This is a genomic window from Mycolicibacterium hodleri (assembly GCF_025822245.1).
GTDB classification, from domain to species: Bacteria; Actinomycetota; Actinomycetes; order Mycobacteriales; family Mycobacteriaceae; genus Mycobacterium; species Mycobacterium hodleri.
The window spans coordinates 23468-41919 of record NZ_JACKTL010000030.1 but is presented as its reverse complement, the minus strand read 5'-3'; the positions used below and the strand labels follow the sequence as shown (position 1 = coordinate 41919).

The window sequence follows — 18452 nt, the reverse complement described above, 5'->3', positions numbered from 1 at the left end:
GAAACTCGAGTCGGTTTGTCGTACTCATGAGACATGACGGCCGTGATGTCTCACTCCGATGCTCGCTTCGAACTCGCCACGGCCGAGACGTGGGCCGACCCCTGGGCGATGTACCGCGCCCTGCGCGACCACGATCCCGTCCACCACGTGGTCCCCGCGGACGCGCCGGACCACGACTACTACGTCCTGTCCCGGCACGCCGACGTCTTCGCCGCGGCGCGCGACCACGAGACCTTCTCCTCCGCACACGGGCTGACCGTCAACTACGGCGAGCTGGATTTGATTGGCATGGCCGACAATCCGCCGATGGTGATGCAGGACCCGCCCGCGCACACCGCGTTCCGAAAACTGGTGTCCCGCGGATTCACGCCCCGCCAGGTGGAGGCCGTCGAGCCGACGGTGCGCCAGTACGTGCGGGCGCGAGTGGAGCGCATCCGCGCCAACGGCGGCGGCGACGTCGTCGCCGAGCTGTTCAAGCCGCTGCCCTCGATGGTGGTGGCGCACTACCTCGGCGTGCCGGAGGCCGATCGCGACCGCTTCGACGCCTGGACCGACGCGATCGTCGCCGCCAACACCTCCGCCGACGGCATCGGCGGGGTGCTGACCACCCTCGGGGACGCACTCGGGGAGATGACGGAGTACTTCACGTCGCTGATCGAGCGCCGCCGGACCGAACCCGAGGACGACACCGTCTCCCACCTCGTCGCCGCCGGAATCGGCGTCGACGGCGACGTCTCGGGTCTCCTGTCGATCCTGTCGTTCACCTTCACGATGGTCACCGGCGGCAACGACACCACCACCGGAATGCTCGGGGGCTCGGTGCAATTGCTGCACCAGCGTCCCGACCAGCGTGCGTCGTTGGTGCGCGATCCTGGCCTCGTCGGCGATTCCGTCGACGAGTTCCTGCGGCTGACCTCCCCCGTGCAGATGTTGGGCCGCACGGTGACCCGCGACGTGACGATCGGCGACACCACGATCCCCGCGGGACGGCGGGCCATGTTGCTCTACGGCTCGGGCAACCGAGACGAACGCCAATACGGTGACGATGCAAGCGAACTCGACGTCACCCGCAGGCCGCGGAACATCCTGACCTTCAGCCACGGCGCACATCACTGCCTCGGTGCCGCCGCGGCCCGCATGCAGTCGCGCGTCGCCCTGGAGGAACTGCTGGCGGTCATCCCGGACTTCGAGGTCGACGAGGACGCCATCGTCTGGGCCGGCGGGAGTTACGTGCGGCGACCGCTGTCGATGCCGTTGCGAGTGGCCTGATGTCGGGCGACTGGCTGGCCGACCGCCGCTCGGAGGTGGCCGCCGACCGCATCCTCGACGCCGCGGCGCACCTGTTCACCCGCAGCGACGCCGCGAGCGTCGGGATGAACGACGTCGCCAAGGCAGCGGGCTGTTCGCGTGCCACGCTGTATCGCTACTTCGAGAACCGGGACGCCCTGTACACCGCCTACGTGCACCGCGAGGCACGCCGCGTGTTCCGCGAACTGGGTGGTCGCGTCGCGGGGATCGCCGATCCCCGTGAGCGGTTGGTGGAGGGGGTGCTCGCCGCGCTCGAGATCGTGCGCGAAAACCCGTCTCTGTCCTCGTGGTTCGTCACCTCTGCGCGTCCCATCGGCGGCGACATGGCCGACCGGTCCGAGGTGATCGACGCACTCGCGGCGTCGTTCCTGCGGTCGTCGGGTTCGGCGGCCGACGACGTCGAGCGCCGCGCCCGGTGGCTGGTCCGGACGATGACGTCGCTGCTGACGTTCCCCGGACGCGACGCCGAGGACGAACGAAACATGGTCGCCGACTTCGTCGTACCGATCGTGCTGCCCGAGTCGGCTATGTCCGCACCCTCGTCAGGCGGTGGAGCAGCCACGCCAGCGGGACGGTGACGACCAACGTCACCACGAACAGCGCCCACGTCGAGCCCGTGTAGATCGGGAATCGCAGGATCTCGACCATCACCAGCTCCATCGTGACGAGGTGGATCAGGAAGATCTCATACGAGATCTCGCCGAGGAACACCATCGGTCTGCTCGCCGTGAGCCGCAGGTACCACCCGCGCCCACCGTCGCCGCCCCGCAGCGCCACCGGGGCCACCACCAGCGTCGAGATGACGGCGTAGAACACGGTCTTGAACAAGCCCTCCCGGAGTTCGGCCGGTGACGTCGTCGGCGCACCGGCGATCGGCGTGGACGCGATGAGGTAGCACGCGATCGCCAACGGTATGCAGACCGCCGCGTACGCCTTCATCCCCGAGGGCAGCAACGCGGCGAGCAGCATGCCGCCGAGGAACCACGTCAGATAGGTCGGCAGCCACAGCGGCGCACCGTCGGGCAGGACGTCGGTGGTGTGCACCTCCGTCAACCACGCCGGGCTGACGAGCGTCAACGCCAGCAGGCCGCAGACGAGGCGCACCGGATGCCACTGCCTACGACACAGCACCACCAGAAGCAGGTAGGCCAACACCGGCAGCGCGACGTAGAACGCCGCCTCGACGGCGAGGCTCCACATCTGCGTAAGACCCTGATGCAGATAGGAATACAGGTAGTCGTCGGTGTAGATCTGCGTCAACGTCAGGTTGCGGAAGAGCCCGATCCACGTGTGACCGGGGTTGGGCCCCGCCGTGCGGAAGTGGTAGAGGAGGTACGCCGCGAGCACCGTGATGACGTAGGCCGGCATGATGCGACGAACCCGGTGCCAGGCATAGCGACGGACCGACGGTGCGGGTTCTCCGGAAGCGGCCGCCCGCACCCACGGCGCGAACAACAGGAAGCCGGACAGCACGAAGAAGATCGGGACGCCAATCTCCATGCGGGAGTAGATCAATCCCAGGTACCCGTGGGTGTACTTGCCCGTCGTGTACGCCGCATGGGTCAACATGACCAATAGCGCGGCGACCGCACGAATGCCGGTCAGTGAGGCGACTCTGCCCCGGCTTGCCGACTCGAGGCCGCCAACGTCAGTGTCGCGCCGCGTCACTTCGGCTTGTGGTGGCTCGGCCCGCGATCTTGTTTGAGGTCGATGAGCACGCCCGAGATCCGGGTGTGCTCCAGCTTCTTGAGCGTTTCCCTGGACATCTTCGCCGGCAACTCGACCAGCGAATGGTCCATCTTGATGGTGATGTGGCCGAAGTCGCTGCGATGCAGCCCGCCCTCGTTGGCGATCGCGCCGACGATGGACCCCGGACCGACCTTGTGCCGCTTGCCAACCGCGATGCGGTAGGTCGCCAGGTCACTGCGCACGTTGTCACGACGCTTGCGCGGCGGGCCGTCCTCGCGATCCGGGCGCTCGCGGCGCTTCTCCGGCGGCGGCTCAGTCATCAAGAACTCGCCACCACCGCGACTCTGCACGGCCAGCGCGGCGGCGATCTCCGCCGTCGGCACGTCGTGGTCGCGCTCGTAGTCCTCGATCAGCTTGCGGAACAACTCGATTCCGGGTGCGTTCAGTGCCTCGGTGATCGCTTCGCGGAACTTCTCCACCCGCTTGTCGTTGACGTCGTCGACCGAAGGCAGCTGCGATTCCACCAGCTTCTGTCGCGACACCCGCTCGATCGAGTTGAGCAGGTGCTTCTCGCGGGGGGTGACGAACAACACCGCCGCGCCGGAGCGGCCGGCCCGCCCGGTGCGCCCGATGCGGTGCACGTAGGACTCCGGATCGTGCGGGATGTCGTAGTTCAGCACGTGCGAGATGCGCTCCACGTCCAGCCCGCGCGCCGCCACGTCGGTGGCGATCAGGATGTCGATGGTGCCGTCCTTGAGCTGGCTGATGGTGCGCTCGCGGACGGCCTGGGCGATGTCGCCGTTGATGGCCGCCGCGGAGAAACCCCGGGCGCGCAGCTTCTCGGCGACCTCTTCGGTGGCCTGCTTGGTGCGGACGAAGACGATCATCGCCTCGAACGGCTCGACCTCGAGCAGCCGGGTGAGCGCGTCCATCTTCCGTGGACCGGCCACCTGGATGTAGCGCTGCGAGATGTTCTCCGCGGTCGCGGTCTTCGACTTGACGGTGACCTGTACGGGATCGTGCAGGTACTTCGAGGTGATCTTGCGGATCGCGGGCGGCATGGTGGCCGAGAACAGCGCCACCTGCTTGTACTCGGGAGTGTCGGCGAGGATCCGTTCGACGTCCTCGGCGAAGCCCATCTGCAGCATCTCGTCGGCCTCGTCGAGCACCATGTAGTCCAGGTGCGAGACGTCCAGGCTGCCCTTCTCGAGGTGGTCGATCACACGGCCGGGCGTACCGACGACCACCTGCGCGCCGCGCTTGAGACCGGCCAGCTGCGGACCGTACGACGAGCCGCCGTAGACGGGCAGGACGTTCACCGGCAGGTGGGCTCCGTAGCGGCTGAAGGCCTCCGCGACCTGCAGCGCAAGCTCACGCGTCGGCGCCAGCACCAGGGCTTGGGTGGTGCGGCTGGAGGTGTCGATCCGGGACAGGATGGGGATCGCGAACGCGGCCGTCTTGCCGGTGCCGGTCTGCGCCAGCCCGACCACGTCGGACCCGGCCATCATCGCCGGAATCGTCGCGGCCTGGATGGCCGACGGCGACTCGTAGCCGACGTCGGCAAGGGCCTGCAGCACCGCCGGGTGAATCTGCAGGTCGGCAAAGGTCAATTCGGCGCTCGTCGCGTCGGGTTCTTCAGAGCTCATCGAGTTGGCAGTCTACGTGTAGTCGCAGCTCTCTCCCCCATGTTGCACCCGGTCCGATGCCCGGAGCCGGTACGGTGGCCCGGCGTGAGGGTGAAGCGAAGGTTCCAGTGGTGGTTCGCGGTTCTCGTGACGGTCGCGGCACTGGCCGGCTGCGGGTCGAGCGACTCGACGGTGTCGAAGACCCCGGAGGCGCCGGTGCCCCCGGCGCAGACCGCACCGCCCGCTCCCGCGCCCACCGTCGCCGCCGGTCCGTCACCGGCCCCGGCGCCCGCCGATCCCTGCGCGGTCAACCTCGCCGCACCGGAGATCGCCAAGGCCGTCTCCGAGCTGCCCCGGGACCCGCGCAGCGGCCAACCATGGAGCCCCGAACCGCTGGCGGGCAACTACAACGAATGCGCGCCGCTGTCGGCCGTCGTCATCAAGGCCAACACCAACGCCGACAACCCGAACACCCGCGCCGTGCTGTTCCACCTCGGCAAGGTCATCCCCACCGGCGTTCCCGACACCTACGGCTTCAACGGCATCGACGACACGGCCACCACCGGTGACACCGTCGCGCTGATGTACCTCAACGACACCAGCAAGCTCAAGAGCGTGGTGCGGTTCCGCTGGAACGGCAACGGCGTCGAATTGATCGGCAACACGGGATAGTTCGCGCGGGCGTCGACGTCGGGCCACTGACCTACAGTCGACGTCGTGTTCGTCCTAGCCGATGAGGGCGACGACCGCGTCGTCTACAGCGCATCCGATCTCGCCGCCGCCGCCCGGTGCGAGTACGCGCTGCTGCGCGCGTTCGACGCCAAGCTCGGGCGCACTCCGAAGGTCGTCGTCACCGACGAGCTGCTCGAGCGCACCTCCACCCTCGGCGACGACCACGAGCGCCGTCAGCTCGACGACTTGCGCGCCGAGTTCGGCGACGTCACCGTCATCGGTCGTCCGTCCTACAGCGCCTCGGGGTTGAAGGCCGCGTCGGAGCAGACCATGCGGGCGGTCCAGAGCCGCGCGCCGGTGGTCTACCAGGCGGCGATGTTCGACGGCCGCTTCGTGGGGTTCGCCGACTTCCTGATCCTCGAAGACGGTCTGGCCGGCGACCGGTACGTGTTGCGCGACACCAAGCTGGCCCGGTCGGTCAAGGTCGAGGCGCTGCTGCAGCTCGCGGCGTACGCCGACACGCTGGCCCGCAGCGGCGTCCCGGTGGCCGACGAGGTCGAGCTGGTGCTCGGCGACGGCGCCGTGTCCGCCTACCGGGTCGACGAGCTGCTGCCCGTCTACCTGCCGCGGCGGGCGGCCCTGCAGCGGCTGCTCGACGAGCACCTGGCCCGCGACCGGCCCGTCCGGTGGGACGACCAGGACGTCCGCGCCTGCTTCCGCTGCCCGGAGTGCAGCGTCGAGGTGCGCGCCCACGACGATCTGCTGCTGGTCGCGGGCATGCGGGTGAGCCAGCGCGCCCGCCTGATCGACGCCGGGGTCACCACGCTGCACGACCTCGCCGAGCTGGACGCGCCGGTGCCCGAGCTGTCGGCCCGCACCACCACGGCGCTCGCCGCCCAGGCCCGGCTGCAGGTCGCCGATCGGGTCGACGGCAAACCGCCCTACGAGGTGCTCGACGCCCAGCCCCTGATGGTGTTGCCCGACGCGAACAAGGGCGACCTGTTCTTCGACTTCGAGGGCGACCCGCTGTGGACCCTCGACGGCCGCGAGTGGGGCCTGGAATACCTGTGGGGCGTGCTGACGTCGGCAGACGAGTTCACCCCCTACTGGGCGCACGACCGGCCCAGCGAGCGCCAGGCATTGGTCGACTTCCTCGCGATGGTCCGCAAGCGCCTCAAGAAGTACCCGGGCATGCACGTCTACCACTACGCCGCGTACGAGAAGAGCACGCTGCTGAGGCTGGCCGGGCGGTACGGCACCGGCGAGAACGACGTCGACGAGCTGTTGCGCAACGGCGTGCTGGTGGACCTGTATCCGTTAGTGCGCAAGAGTATTCGCGTCGGCACCGAGAGTTACGGCATCAAGTACCTCGAACCGCTGTACATGGGCAACGAACTGCGCAGCGGCGAGGTGACCACCGCGACCGACTCGATCACGCAGTACGCCCGGTACTGCGCGCTGCGCGACGAGGGCAGCCACGACGACGCGCAGATCGTGCTCAAGGAGATCGAGGACTACAACCGTTACGACTGTCGGTCCACCCGCCGGCTCCGGGACTGGTTGGTGGCGCGCGCCATCGAGTCCGAGGTCCCTCCGCGCGGGCCGCAGCCGGTCCGCGGGAAGGCGGCCGAGGAGGCCGTGGAGGTCGCCGACGCCCTCGAACGCCGACTGATGCGGTTCGCCGGCGACGGGACCGAACCACGCACCCCCGAGCAGACGGCCGTCGCGATGGTGGCGGCCGCCCGTGGCTACCACAAGCGTGAGGACAAGCCGTTCTGGTGGGCGCACTTCGACCGCGTCAACAGCCCCGTCGACGAATGGGCCGACGACGGTGACGTGTTCGTCGCCGACCGCCAAGAGATCGTCGCCGATTGGCACCAACCGCCGCGGGCCCGCAAGCCGCAACGCCACGTCCGCCTCTTCGGCGAGATCGCCACCGGGGAACTGGGCCGCAGCATGTACGCCCTGTACGAACCGCCGGCACCGGCCGGGTTCGCCGACGACCCCGACCGTCGCGGGTTCGCCAGCGTCGAGGTGATCGGGTGCGACGACCCCGAGGCGCCGACGGAGGCGCTGATCGTGGAGAAGCAGCCCAAGGACGGCGAGGTCTTCGGTCAGGTGCCGTTCGCGCTGACGCCGGGACCGCCGATCAACACCAAGCCGATGCAGGAGTCCATCGAGGCGACGGCTGCCCTCGTCGGCGCGGGCCTGCCGAACCTGCCCGCCGACCCGGTCGTCGACGTCTTGCTGCGCCGCCCACCGCGTACGGTCAGCGGCCGCCCGCTGCCCCGCACCGGCGAGGTCGCCGACGACATCACCGCCGCCCTGCTGGACCTCGAGTCCTCGTACCTGGCCGTGCACGGGCCGCCGGGCACCGGCAAGACGTTCACCTCGGCCCAGGTGATCAGCCGGCTGGTCGCCGAGCACCACTGGCGCATTGGCGTGGTGGCGCAGTCGCATGCCGTCGTGGAGAACCTGCTGGGCTGCGTCGTCGACGCGGGAGTCGACCCGGACCGGGTGGGCAAGAAGAAGAGCCCGAACGCGCCGTGGCGAGACGTCGCCGAGAAGGACTACGCGGCGTTCGTCGCCGACCCCGCCGGTGGTGTGATCGGCGGTACCGCATGGGATTTCGCCAACGCCGGCCGCGTCCCGCGCGGCGCCCTCGACCTTCTGGTCGTCGAGGAGGCGGGCCAGTACAGCCTGGCCAACACCATCGCGGTGGCCAGCGCCGCGAAGAACCTGCTGCTGCTCGGCGACCCGCAGCAGCTGCCGCAGGTCAGCCAGGGCACCCATCCCGAGCCCGTCGACCACTCGGCCCTGGGCTGGCTGGTGGACGGCCACCACACGCTGCCCCCTGAGCGTGGCTACTTCCTCGAGTTCTCCTACCGCATGCATCCCGACGTGTGCGGGCCCGTGTCCCGGCTGTCCTACGACGGCCGCCTCCACTCGAAGGCGTCCGTCAGCGCGGCGCGGCGACTCGACGGCGTCGCCCCCGGGGTGCGGGTGCTCGAGCTCGACCACGACGGCAACTCGACCGACAGCCCCGAGGAAGCCGACGCGATCGTCGCCGAGATCGGTGGACTGCTCGGCCGATCGTGGACCGACGGCGCCGAGACCGTCCCGCTGGACCAGGAGCACGTGCTGGTGGTCACGCCGTACAACGCCCAGGTGGTCACGCTGCGGCGCCGCCTGGACGCCGCCGACCTGACGGGCGTGCAGGTCGGCACGGTCGACAAGTTCCAAGGCCGCCAGGCGCCGGTGGTGTTCGTGTCGATGACGGCGTCCTCGGCTGACGACGTGCCGCGCGGAATCTCGTTCCTGCTCAACCGGAATCGACTCAACGTCGCGGTGAGCCGCGCCAAGTACGCGGCGGTCGTCGTGCGGTCCCGGCTGCTGACGGACTACCTACCGTCGACGCCCGACGGCCTGATCGAACTCGGCGCGTTCCTGTCGCTCGTGGCGTGTGATACACCGGCGGAGTGAGTGACAGCCTGACCGACGAGCTCGCGGCGATCGTCGGCGCCAAGTACGTCAGCACCGATCCCGACGTGCTGGCCGGTCGGTGCGTGGACTACACGGGGCGCTACCGGGGCCAGGCGACCGCCCTGGTCCGGCCGGGTTCCGACGACGAGGTCGCCGCGGTGCTGCGCACCTGTCGCGACGCTCAGGCCTACGTCACCGTGCAGGGCGGGCGGACGTCGCTGGTCGCGGGCACCGTGCCCGAGCACGCCGACGTGCTGCTCTCCACCGAACGGCTCTCGGCGGTCGGCGAGGTCGACGTCGTCGAGCGCCGCGTTCGCGCCGGCGCCGGCGCCACCCTGGCGGCCGTTCAACGCGCGGCCACCGATGCCGGCCTGGTGTTCGGCGTCGACCTCGCCGCCCGCGACTCGGCCACGGTGGGTGGCATGGCGTCGACCAACGCCGGCGGGCTGCGCACCGTGCGCTACGGCAACATGGGCGAGCAAGTCCTCGGGTTGGAGGTGGCCCTCGTCGACGGGTCGGTGGTGCGCCGCCACAGCGAGGTGCGCAGCGACAACACCGGCTACGACCTGGCGTCGCTGTTCGTCGGCGCCGAGGGCACCCTCGGGGTGATCACCAGCCTCGACCTGCGCCTGCACCCCACTCCCGCACATCGGGTCACGGCCGTCGCGGGCTTCGACGACCTCGACGCACTGATCTCCGTCGGGCGGGAGTTCCGCGACGTCGACGGCATCGCCGCGCTGGAGCTGGTCGACGCCAGGGCCAGCGCGTTGACCGCCGAACACGCCGGCGTCGGGCCCGCAGTCGACGGGGCGTGGCAGCTGCTGATCGAGCTGGCGGGCGACGTCGACCTCACCGAGCGGTTGGCCGACCTGCTCGCCGACGCAGAACTGACCGGCGAGCCCGCCGTGGGCGTCGACGCCGCGACGCAGTTGCGGCTCTGGCAGGTTCGCGAGGCCGTCGCCGACGTGCTGGGCGCCTACGGCCCGCCACTGAAGTTCGACGTCTCCCTGCCGCTGTCGACGGTCAGCGAGTTCGCCACGGCGGCAACCGCATTGGTCGCCGAGCACGCCCCGGATGCCATCCCCGTGCTGTTCGGCCACGTTGGCGAGGGCAACCTGCACCTCAACCTGGTGCGCTGCGCGCTCGACGCCGACCGCGAGCGGGCGCTGTACGCGGCGATGATGGCGTTGATCGCCGAGCACCGGGGCAACGTCAGCAGCGAGCACGGTGTCGGCACCCGAAAGCGGGACTACCTGACGATGTCGCGGACCGACGCGGACGTCGCGGCGATGCGCGCCCTCAAGGCGGCCTTCGATCCGGACGGCCGCCTCAACCCCGCGGTGCTCTTCGGCTGAGAGTCAGTCGCGGAAGCGCATCGAGTGCTTGCCGTAGGTTCCCGCGTCGTCGGCGGGCTCCTCCTCCCGACGGGAATGCCGTCCGGACGACCGAGCCGGCCACACCTCGTCGGAGACGTGAAAACCGTTGCGAGCCACTCCAATTGGCTCCGGATCCGGCTGCGGCAGGGGAATCGACCCGTCGAGCGGATCGTCGAGGAGATTGCGCCACGGGGCGTGTCCGTTGCGGGCGGGGATCGGCTCCGGGGTCCGGTACTGCTCGCTGAGGCCGATCAGTTCGGGCACCGTGTCGGGGTCGTCGTCGACGGGGTCGCGGTCGGTTCCGGCCGGGGGCTCGTCCATCAGGCTGTGCCACGTGTCGGCGGGGCCGGCGTGCCAGGTGTCCGCGGGAGCGGGCAGCGGATGCTCGAACGGCACCGCGAACGGGGAGGTGACGCTGTCGTCGGCCGGTGTCGAATCGCGCTCGAGGACGTCGGCGTGCCGCCGCACGGCGCGGTCGGGATCGTCCCACTCGTCGTCGTCGGCGGTGGACCAGTCGACCGTGTACTCCACGTAGTCGTCGTCGTCGGGAAAGTAGTCGGGTTCGACCGGGACGGCGGGGGTGACCGGTCGGCCCTCGAGCGCCGAGCCGTGCCCGAAGCCGCGCAGGAACAGCGCGGCGACGACGCCGAACAGGGCCACGAAGGCGGGCAGCAGCAGCGACCGCGACAGCGCGTCGGCGAACGGCGCGTGCAGGAAGGCCGGCAATTGCGTCACCGCGCCCTGCTGCCCCACCCCGGGGTCCGACTGAGCCGGCAGCGCGGCGCTGATCTGCGACGTCATCAGCGCGGCGATGCCCGCACTGCCCAGCACGCTGCCGACCTGCCGAGTCGTGTTGTAGACACCCGATCCGGCACCCGCCAGCCGAGGCGGGAGGTTGCGGGTGGCGGTGGCCGCCAGCGGTGACCAGATGAACGCCATCCCGACGCCCATCAGAACCAACGGCAGCTCCAGTCGCCAGATCGGCGTCGTCGGCGTCATCTCGAACGACAGCCAGGTGAGCGCGATGGCCACCGCCGAGAAGCCGAACCCGATGAGGGGTCGCGGATGGGACCGGTCGACGAGCTTGCCGACGAACGGTGCGAGCACCCCGGAGGCGATCGCCATCGGGGCCGTCAGCAGGGCAGACCGCGTGGGCGACAGTCCGCACACCGCCTGCGCGTAGAACATGACCGGGACGATCATCGAGGTCACCGCGAAGCCGATGACGGCGATGCCGAGGTTGGACAGGCTGAAGTCGTTGTCCCGGAAGATCCTCAGGGGGATCAGCGGCTCGCCGGTGTGCACCGCCTGCCAGTAGACGAACGCCCCCATCGCGACGACGCCGGCGACCAGCGTGCCCCAGATCCACGGCGCCCAGTGATGCGACTGACCCTCCTGCAGTGCGAACACGATCAGGAACAGGGCGACGCCGGAGAGCAGCACCCCGATCACGTCGTAGCCGTGCCTCTCGGTCGGCAGCACCGGGACGAAGATCAGCGCCAGGACCAGGCCCAGCACGCCGATGGGCACGTTGACGATGAAGATCCACTGCCAGCCGAGACCGTCGACCAGCACGCCGCCGGCCAGCGGCCCCACCAGGGTGGCGACGCCCGCGGTGGCACCCCACACGCTCAGCGCGACGCCGCGTCGCTCCGGCGGGAAGACCCGGGTGATCGTCGACAGCGTCTGCGGGGTGAGCAGCGCTGCGCCGACGCCCTGCACCACGCGCGCGGCGACCAGCACCTCGATGCTGCCCGCCAGCCCGCACCACAGCGACGCCGCGGTGAACACCGCCAGCCCGACGAGGTAGAGGTTGCGGGGCCCGAACCGGTCGCCGAGCCGGCCCGCAAGCAGCAGGGGCACCGCGTAGGCCAGCAGGTAGGCGCTGGTCACCCAGATGACCGCGTCGTAGTCGGCGTGCAGGGCGTCCATGATGGACGGATTGGCGACGGACACGATGGTGGCGTCGAGAAGGATCATGAAGAAGCCGACCAGCAGCGCCCACAACGCGTTCCACGGGTTGTCGGTGCGGGGTTTGAGCAGGCTCAGCGCCGCCGTCATCGGCGTGCCTCGATCGCCGTGACGGCGTGGGGCATCGGCGGGGGGTTCATCGTCTGGGGCATCTGTCCGACCAAGCGTTGCGTAGCTAAGGGGCCGACGCTACGGATCAGCCCGATCGACGACAAGTCGCCGACCGCGCGTCAGGCGGCGTCGGGCACGGCGCCCGCGGGTACGGCGTCGTCCCCGGCCGGTGCCGTCGACCCCACGGCGAGCAGGGCCAGCAGGGCGACGACCGAGCCCACGGTCATCACCGCGGCCAGCGCCAGTTCGTCGTTGCCGAGCACGCCGACCAGCGGCGCCACCGCCGCGCCGAGGCCGAACTGTCCCGCCCCGAGCAGCGCCGCCGCGGTGCCCGCCGCGTCGGGGTGCCGCGACAGGGCCACCGCCGGTGCGTTGGGGATGACGAACCCCATCGCGGCGAGAATCGCCCACACGGGCAGCACGAAGGCGTAGATGCCCCCGACGCCGGCGACGGCAAGCGCGACGAAGACCACCCCGGCGACCACGGAGGCCGCCAGCGCCCACACCGTGATGGTCTGCGGCGTGGCGCGGCGCAGGAGCACGACGTTGAACTGGGTGGCGCCGATCAGCGCCACGGCCCCGGCGCCGAAGACCAAGGCGAAGGTCTGCTGATCCAGGCCGTGCCGGCCCTGGAGCACGAACGAGGCGCCCGCGATGTAGGCGAACAGACCGGACATGCCCAGGGCCGCCACCAGTACCAGGATGACGAACCGCCGGTCACGCAGCAGCTCGCCGTAGGTGCCGAGGATGCCGCGCACGCGAAGCGGTCGGCGGTGCGACACCGGCAACGTCTCGGGCAGCGCGAGCGCGGCGAGCAACAGGAGCAGACCGGCCAGGACCACCAGCACCGCGAACACCCAGTGCCAGGAGAAGCGCAGCAGCACGGCCGCGCCGAGCGACGGCGCGATCACCGGGGCCACGCCCAGCACCAGCATCAGACGCGACATCACCGTCGCCGCGGCGTTGCCGGAGAAGAGGTCGCCGACGATGGCCAGGGCGACCACCATGGTCGCCGCCGCGCCCACGCCCTGCAGACTCCGCGCGATCCCCAGGACGGCGATGTTGGGCGCGAAGAGGCAGATCAGCGACGCCACCATGTGCAGGACGATCCCGGCCATCAGCGGACGCCGACGGCCCAACGAGTCCGACAGCGGACCGATCACCAGCTGGCCCAAGGCCAGGCCCGCCAGGGTGCCGGTCAACGTCAGCTGCACCACCGACGACGAGACCGAATAGTCGTCGGCGATCTGCGGCAGCGCCGGCAGATACATGTCGATGGTGAGGGGCCCCAGGGCCACCAGCAGACCGAGCACCACGATCATCCGAGCGCGACTCGGGACCTTGTCTCCGTCGTTTCCGGCCGGCACCCCAAGTTCTTTGGATGCAGTGTTCTCGAGGTCCACGTATCCACATGCTGCCATGGAAGTGTTTAGCAAGGGTTACGACGATTTTCTTCCCTGAGCGAACGGTGACCGGCGTCACCGCCGGGCACGCCGATGCCTCGCCGCGCGTTGGAGTGGCAAGACGACGGACTAGCCTGAACGAGCCAGTCCGCAAACGGGAGGCCCAACATGAGCGCTCGCTCCGGTGCCAAGAGCCAGGTGCCCGCCAAGCTCGACGACGATCCCAGCGTCGCCGCGCGAGCGCTGTCCCAGATCATCGAACGCGGCGCGCGGGTGCAGGCACCCGCGGTGAAGGCCTACGTCGACCGGCTGCGTGAGCACAGCCCCGGTGCGACGCCCGCGGAGATCGTCGACAAGCTCGAGAGCCACTACCTCGCCGCGGTCATGGCCAGCGGTGCGGCCGTCGGCTCGGCGGCGGCGTTCCCGGGCATCGGCACTCTGGTGGCGATGTCCGCGGTCGCCGGTGAGACCGTGGTGTTCCTCGAGGCGACGGCCGTGTTCGTGCTGGCGGTGGCGGAGGTCCACGGCATTCCGGCCGCTCATCGCGAGCGGCGGCGGGCACTCGTGCTGGCGGTGCTGGTCGGCGACGACGGCAAGCGAGCCGTTGCCGACCTGCTCGGTACCGGGCGCACGGGCGGCGGCTGGCTCGCCGACGGCGCCGCGTCGCTGCCGTTGCCTGCGGTGTCGCAGCTCAACGGCCGGTTGCTCAAGTTCTTCGTCAAGAAGTACGCCCTGAAGCGCGGCGCGATCGCGTTCGGAAAGCTGCTCCCGGTCGGCATCGGCGCCGTGATCGGTGGCGTGGGCAACCGTGCGATGGGCAAGAAGATCATCTCCAATGCACGCGGCGCGTTCGGCACTCCACCGCCGAGGTGGCCTGCGACGCTGCACGTGCTGCCCGGGTTGGAGAAGTAGGGCGGCCGTCCCCCGGGGACGTTCGCACGCCGCCATCGACGTCGGCTCCAGTTGACTAAGGGCGTTGGCCGTCAACGGTCGCCGTCGAAGCGTTAGCCTTTATGCGGCGAGACAGCGAGCGGCAGACGGCGCGCCCGCGGAGTTAGAAGGAATCGAGGCGAGTAGCTGCCGTGAGCAGTTCACCTTCACCATTTGGACAGAACGAGTGGCTTGTCGAGGAGATGTATCGCAAGTTCCGCGAGGATCCATCGTCGGTCGACTCCAGTTGGCACGAGTTCCTCGTCGACTACTCCCCGGAGCCGTCGACCGAGTCGAGCGCGCCGCCGTCGACGAGTAACGGGTCGGCCGCGAAGCCGGCGCCCGCCGCTCCCAAGGCCGAGTCGAAGCCAGCACCCAAGGCCGAGCCGAAGGCCGCGCCCAAGACCGAGCCCAAGCCGGCACCCAAGGCCGAGTCGAAGCGGGAGCCCGCCAAGGCCGAGTCCAAGCCCGAGCCCTCGAAGGCCTCGGACGAGGACGAGGTGTCGGTCCTGCGCGGCGCGTCCGCCGCCGTAGTGAAGAACATGAACGCCTCGCTGAGCGTGCCGACGGCCACCAGCGTGCGCGCCATTCCGGCGAAGCTGATGATCGACAACCGCGTCGTCATCAACAACCACCTCAAGCGCACCCGCGGCGGCAAGATCAGCTTCACCCACCTCTTGGGCTACGCGATCGTGCAGGCCATCAAGAGCTTCCCGAACATGAACCGGCACTTCGCCGAGGTCGACGGCAAGCCGAACGTGGTCACCCCGGCTCACACGAATCTGGGCCTCGCGATCGACTTGCAGACCAAGAACGGTCGCCAGCTCGTCGTCGCCGCCATCAAGAAGTGCGAGACGATGCGCTTCGGGCAGTTCATCGCCGCCTACGAGGACATCGTGCGTCGCGCGCGCGACGGCAAGCTCACCGCGGAGGACTTCTCCGGGGTCACCATCTCGCTGACCAACCCCGGGACCATCGGCACCGTGCACTCGGTGCCGCGACTGATGAGCGGCCAAGGCACCATCGTCGGCGCCGGCGCGATGGAGTATCCCGCCGAGTTCCAGGGCGCCAGCGAGGAGCGGATCGCCGAGATGGGTCTCGGCAAGCTGATCACCCTCACGTCGACCTACGACCACCGCATCATCCAGGGCGCCGAGTCCGGCGACTTCCTGCGCACCATCCACCAGCTGCTGTTGTCGGACGACTTCTTCGACGAGATCTTCCGCGAGTTGGGCATCCCGTACGAGCCCGTCCGGTGGCGCACCGACAACCCCGACTCGATCTTCGACAAGAACGCGCGGGTCATCGAACTGATTGCGGCATACCGCAATCGGGGCCATCTGATGGCCGACATCGATCCCCTTCGGCTCGACAAGACGCGCTTCCGCAGCCACCCCGATCTCGACGTCCTGACCCACGGGCTGACGCTGTGGGACCTGGACCGGGTGTTCAAGGTCGACGGCTTCGCCGGCAAGGAATACAAGAAGCTGCGCGACGTGCTGTCGGTGCTGCGCGACGCGTACTGCCGCCACGTCGGCGTGGAGTACACCCACATCCTGGAACCCGAGCAGCAGAAGTGGATTCAGGAACGCGTCGAGGTCAAGCACGACAAGTTCACCGTCGCCGAGCAGAAGTACATCCTGAGCAAGCTCAACGCCGCCGAGGCGTTCGAGACCTTCCTTCAGACGAAGTACGTTGGCCAGAAGCGCTTTTCGTTGGAGGGCGCCGAGACCGTCATCCCGATGATGGACGCCGTGCTCGACCAGGCCGCCGAACACAACCTCGACGAGGTCGTCATCGGCATGCCGCACCGTGGGCGCCTCAACGTGCTGGCCAACATCGTCGGCAAGCCCGCCTCGCAGATCTTCTCCGAGTTCGAGGGCAACCTGAACCCGAGCCAGGCGCACGGATCCGGTGACGTGAAGTACCACCTGGGCGCCACCGGCAACTACCTGCAGATGTTCGGCGACAACGACATCGACGTCTCGCTGGTGGCCAACCCGTCGCACCTCGAGGCCGTCGACCCGGTGCTCGAGGGCCTGGTGCGCGCCAAGCAAGACCTGGTGGACTCCAGGGACGGCGCGGAGGGCTCGCCGAAGTTCTCCGTGGTACCGCTGATGCTGCACGGCGACGCGGCCTTCGCCGGCCAGGGCGTGGTGGCGGAGACGCTGAACCTCGCGCTCCTGCGCGGTTACCGCACCGGCGGCACCATCCACATCATCGTCAACAACCAGATCGGCTTCACCACCTCGCCGCTGGACTCCCGTTCCTCGGAGTACTGCACCGACGTCGCAAAGATGGTGGGAGCGCCCATCTTCCACGTCAACGGCGACGACCCCGAGGCCGCGTCGTGGGTGGCCCGGCTGGCGGTCGACTTCCGGCAGCAGTTCAACAAGGACGTCATCATCGACATGCTGTGCTACCGCCGCCGCGGGCACAACGAGGGTGACGACCCCTCGATGACGCAGCCGGGGATGTACGACGTCATCGACACCAAGCGCGGCGTCCGCAAGACCTACACCGAAGCGCTCATCGGCCGTGGCGACATCTCCATCAAGGAGGCCGAGGACGCCCTTCGCGACTACCAGGGTCAGCTCGAGCGCGTGTTCAACGAGGTCCGCGACCTCGAGAAGCACGCCATCGAGCCGAGCGAGTCGGTCGAGGCCGATCAGCAGCTGCCCGCGAAACTCAGTACCGCCGTTGACAAGTCGCTGCTCGCCAGGATCGGCGACGCGCACCTGGCGGTGCCCGAGGGCTTCACCGTGCACCCACGGGTCAAGCCGGTGCTGGACAAGCGTCGCGAGATGGCCTACGAGGGCAAGATCGACTGGGCCTTCGGCGAGCTCCTGGCGCTGGGATCCCTGCTGTCGGAGGGCAAGCTGATCCGGCTCACCGGTCAGGACACCCGTCGCGGCACGTTCACCCAGCGGCACTCGGTGCTCATCGACCGCACGACCGGTGCGGAGTTCACCCCCCTCGAGCTGCTGACGCTCGACGAGGAGGGCACGCCGACCGGCGGCAAGTTCATGGTCTACGACTCGGCCCTGTCTGAGTACGCCGCAGTGGGCTTCGAGTACGGCTACTCGGTGGGCAACCCGGACGCAATGGTGTTGTGGGAGGCGCAGTTCGGCGACTTCGTCAACGGCGCGCAGTCCATCATCGACGAGTTCATCAGCTCCGGCGAGGCCAAGTGGGGCCAGCTGTCCGACGTCGTGCTGCTGCTGCCGCACGGCCACGAGGGCCAGGGCCCAGACCACACGTCGGGCCGCATCGAGCGGTTCCTGCAGGTGTGCGCCGAGGGCTCGATGACCGTCGCCATGCCGTCGACGCCGGCGAACTACTTCCACCTGCTGCGCAGGCATGCGCTGGACGGCATCCACCGCCCGCTGATCGTCTTCACGCCGAAGTCGATGCTGCGCAAGAAGGAAGCCGTCAGCGACATCCGCGACTTCACCGAGCAGAAGTTCCGCTCGGTGATGGAGGAGCCGACCTTCACCGACGGTGACGGCGACCGCTCGAAGGTCACGCGAATCCTGTTGACCAGCGGCAAGATCTACTACGACTTGGCCGCCCGCAAGGCGAAGGACAATCGCGACGACGTCGCCATCGTCCGCATCGAGCAGCTCTACCCGCTGGCCAAGCGCCGGCTGCGCGCCACGCTCGACGAGTACCCGAACGCCAAGCAGTTCTTCTGGGTGCAGGAGGAGCCGGCCAACCAGGGTGCGTGGCCGACGTTCGGCCTCGCGCTCCCCGAGCAGCTGCCGGACAAGTTGACCGGCATCAAGCGCATCTCGCGGCGCGCGATGTCGGCACCGTCGTCGGGCTCGTCGAAGGTGCACGCCGTCGAGCAGCAGGAGATCATCGACGAGGCCTTCGGCTGACCC

The 18452-nt window shown here is 69.3% G+C and carries 11 protein-coding genes; 7 read left to right on the top strand and 4 right to left on the bottom strand.

Annotated features, from left to right (window positions below; genetic code table 11):
• Nucleotides 1-33: 33 nt before the first annotated feature.
• Both H7J06_RS12025 and H7J06_RS12020 read left to right on the top strand, forming a co-directional pair.
• Complete coding sequence (locus tag H7J06_RS12025; RefSeq protein ID WP_264039087.1) at nucleotides 34-1269, top strand: cytochrome P450; 1236 nt, start codon at nucleotides 34-36, stop codon at nucleotides 1267-1269.
• Nucleotides 1269-1886 carry a TetR/AcrR family transcriptional regulator gene (locus H7J06_RS12020; RefSeq protein ID WP_264039086.1) on the top strand — a complete coding sequence of 206 codons (618 nt, stop codon included), beginning with the start codon at nucleotides 1269-1271 and terminating at the stop codon, nucleotides 1884-1886. Before H7J06_RS12025 ends, H7J06_RS12020 begins: the two co-directional genes overlap by 1 nt.
• Here the strand turns inward: H7J06_RS12020 and H7J06_RS12015 are convergent.
• Entirely contained in the window at nucleotides 1834-2877 is a 1044-nt protein-coding gene (locus tag H7J06_RS12015) for an acyltransferase family protein (protein WP_264039085.1), read from the bottom strand. The two genes, H7J06_RS12020 and H7J06_RS12015, sit on opposite strands and share 53 nt — an antisense overlap.
• A 95-nt stretch (nucleotides 2878-2972) precedes the next feature.
• Nucleotides 2973-4643, bottom strand: a complete 1671-nt coding sequence (locus tag H7J06_RS12010; protein WP_264039084.1) for a DEAD/DEAH box helicase — start codon at nucleotides 4641-4643, stop codon at nucleotides 2973-2975.
• Nucleotides 4644-4727: 84 nt separating this feature from the next.
• On the opposite strand from H7J06_RS12010, the gene H7J06_RS12005 reads away from it, so the two are divergent.
• The 3 genes from H7J06_RS12005 to H7J06_RS11995 are packed head-to-tail and all read left to right on the top strand — an operon-like array spanning nucleotide 4728 to nucleotide 10132.
• Nucleotides 4728-5294, top strand: a complete 567-nt coding sequence (locus H7J06_RS12005) for an LppP/LprE family lipoprotein (RefSeq protein ID WP_264039083.1) — start codon at nucleotides 4728-4730, stop codon at nucleotides 5292-5294.
• Nucleotides 5295-5339: 45 nt separating this feature from the next.
• A complete protein-coding gene (locus tag H7J06_RS12000; protein ID WP_264039081.1) occupies nucleotides 5340-8777 on the top strand; it encodes a TM0106 family RecB-like putative nuclease in 3438 nt (1145 codons plus the stop codon).
• Complete coding sequence (locus H7J06_RS11995; protein ID WP_264039080.1) at nucleotides 8774-10132, top strand: FAD-binding oxidoreductase; 1359 nt, start codon at nucleotides 8774-8776, stop codon at nucleotides 10130-10132. Before H7J06_RS12000 ends, H7J06_RS11995 begins: the two co-directional genes overlap by 4 nt.
• Nucleotides 10133-10135: 3 nt before the next feature.
• Here the strand turns inward: H7J06_RS11995 and H7J06_RS11990 are convergent, their stop codons facing one another.
• Both H7J06_RS11990 and H7J06_RS11985 read right to left on the bottom strand, forming a co-directional pair.
• The gene (locus H7J06_RS11990; protein ID WP_264039079.1) at nucleotides 10136-12214 is read right to left on the bottom strand and encodes an MFS transporter; all 2079 of its coding nucleotides are present in this window, start codon (nucleotides 12212-12214) and stop codon (nucleotides 10136-10138) included.
• Between the two features lie 140 nt (nucleotides 12215-12354).
• A complete protein-coding gene (locus H7J06_RS11985) occupies nucleotides 12355-13557 on the bottom strand; it encodes a multidrug effflux MFS transporter (protein WP_372515296.1) in 1203 nt (400 codons plus the stop codon).
• Between the two features lie 249 nt (nucleotides 13558-13806).
• Between H7J06_RS11985 and H7J06_RS11980 the strand changes: the two genes are divergently transcribed.
• Nucleotides 13807-14550, top strand: coding sequence for a hypothetical protein (locus H7J06_RS11980; protein ID WP_264039077.1), 744 nt, complete (start codon nucleotides 13807-13809; stop codon nucleotides 14548-14550).
• A gap of 170 nt (nucleotides 14551-14720) precedes the next feature.
• Complete coding sequence (locus tag H7J06_RS11975) at nucleotides 14721-18449, top strand: multifunctional oxoglutarate decarboxylase/oxoglutarate dehydrogenase thiamine pyrophosphate-binding subunit/dihydrolipoyllysine-residue succinyltransferase subunit (RefSeq protein WP_264039076.1); 3729 nt, start codon at nucleotides 14721-14723, stop codon at nucleotides 18447-18449.
• Nucleotides 18450-18452: the final 3 nt, after the last annotated feature.

Excerpts from the sequence above, each read along its gene's own strand:
- H7J06_RS11985 (WP_372515296.1), bottom strand. The coding sequence starts at position 13,557 with ATGATCGTGGTGCTCGGTCTGCTGGTGGCCCTGGGGCCCCTCACCATC.
- H7J06_RS12015 (WP_264039085.1), bottom strand. The coding sequence starts at position 2,877 with ATGTTGACCCATGCGGCGTACACGACGGGCAAGTACACCCACGGGTAC.
- H7J06_RS12025 (WP_264039087.1), top strand. The coding sequence starts at position 34 with ATGACGGCCGTGATGTCTCACTCCGATGCTCGCTTCGAACTCGCCACG.
- H7J06_RS11990 (WP_264039079.1), bottom strand. The coding sequence starts at position 12,214 with ATGACGGCGGCGCTGAGCCTGCTCAAACCCCGCACCGACAACCCGTGG.
- H7J06_RS12010 (WP_264039084.1), bottom strand. The coding sequence starts at position 4,643 with ATGAGCTCTGAAGAACCCGACGCGACGAGCGCCGAATTGACCTTTGCC.
- H7J06_RS12020 (WP_264039086.1), top strand. The coding sequence starts at position 1,269 with ATGTCGGGCGACTGGCTGGCCGACCGCCGCTCGGAGGTGGCCGCCGAC.
- H7J06_RS11980 (WP_264039077.1), top strand. The coding sequence starts at position 13,807 with ATGAGCGCTCGCTCCGGTGCCAAGAGCCAGGTGCCCGCCAAGCTCGAC.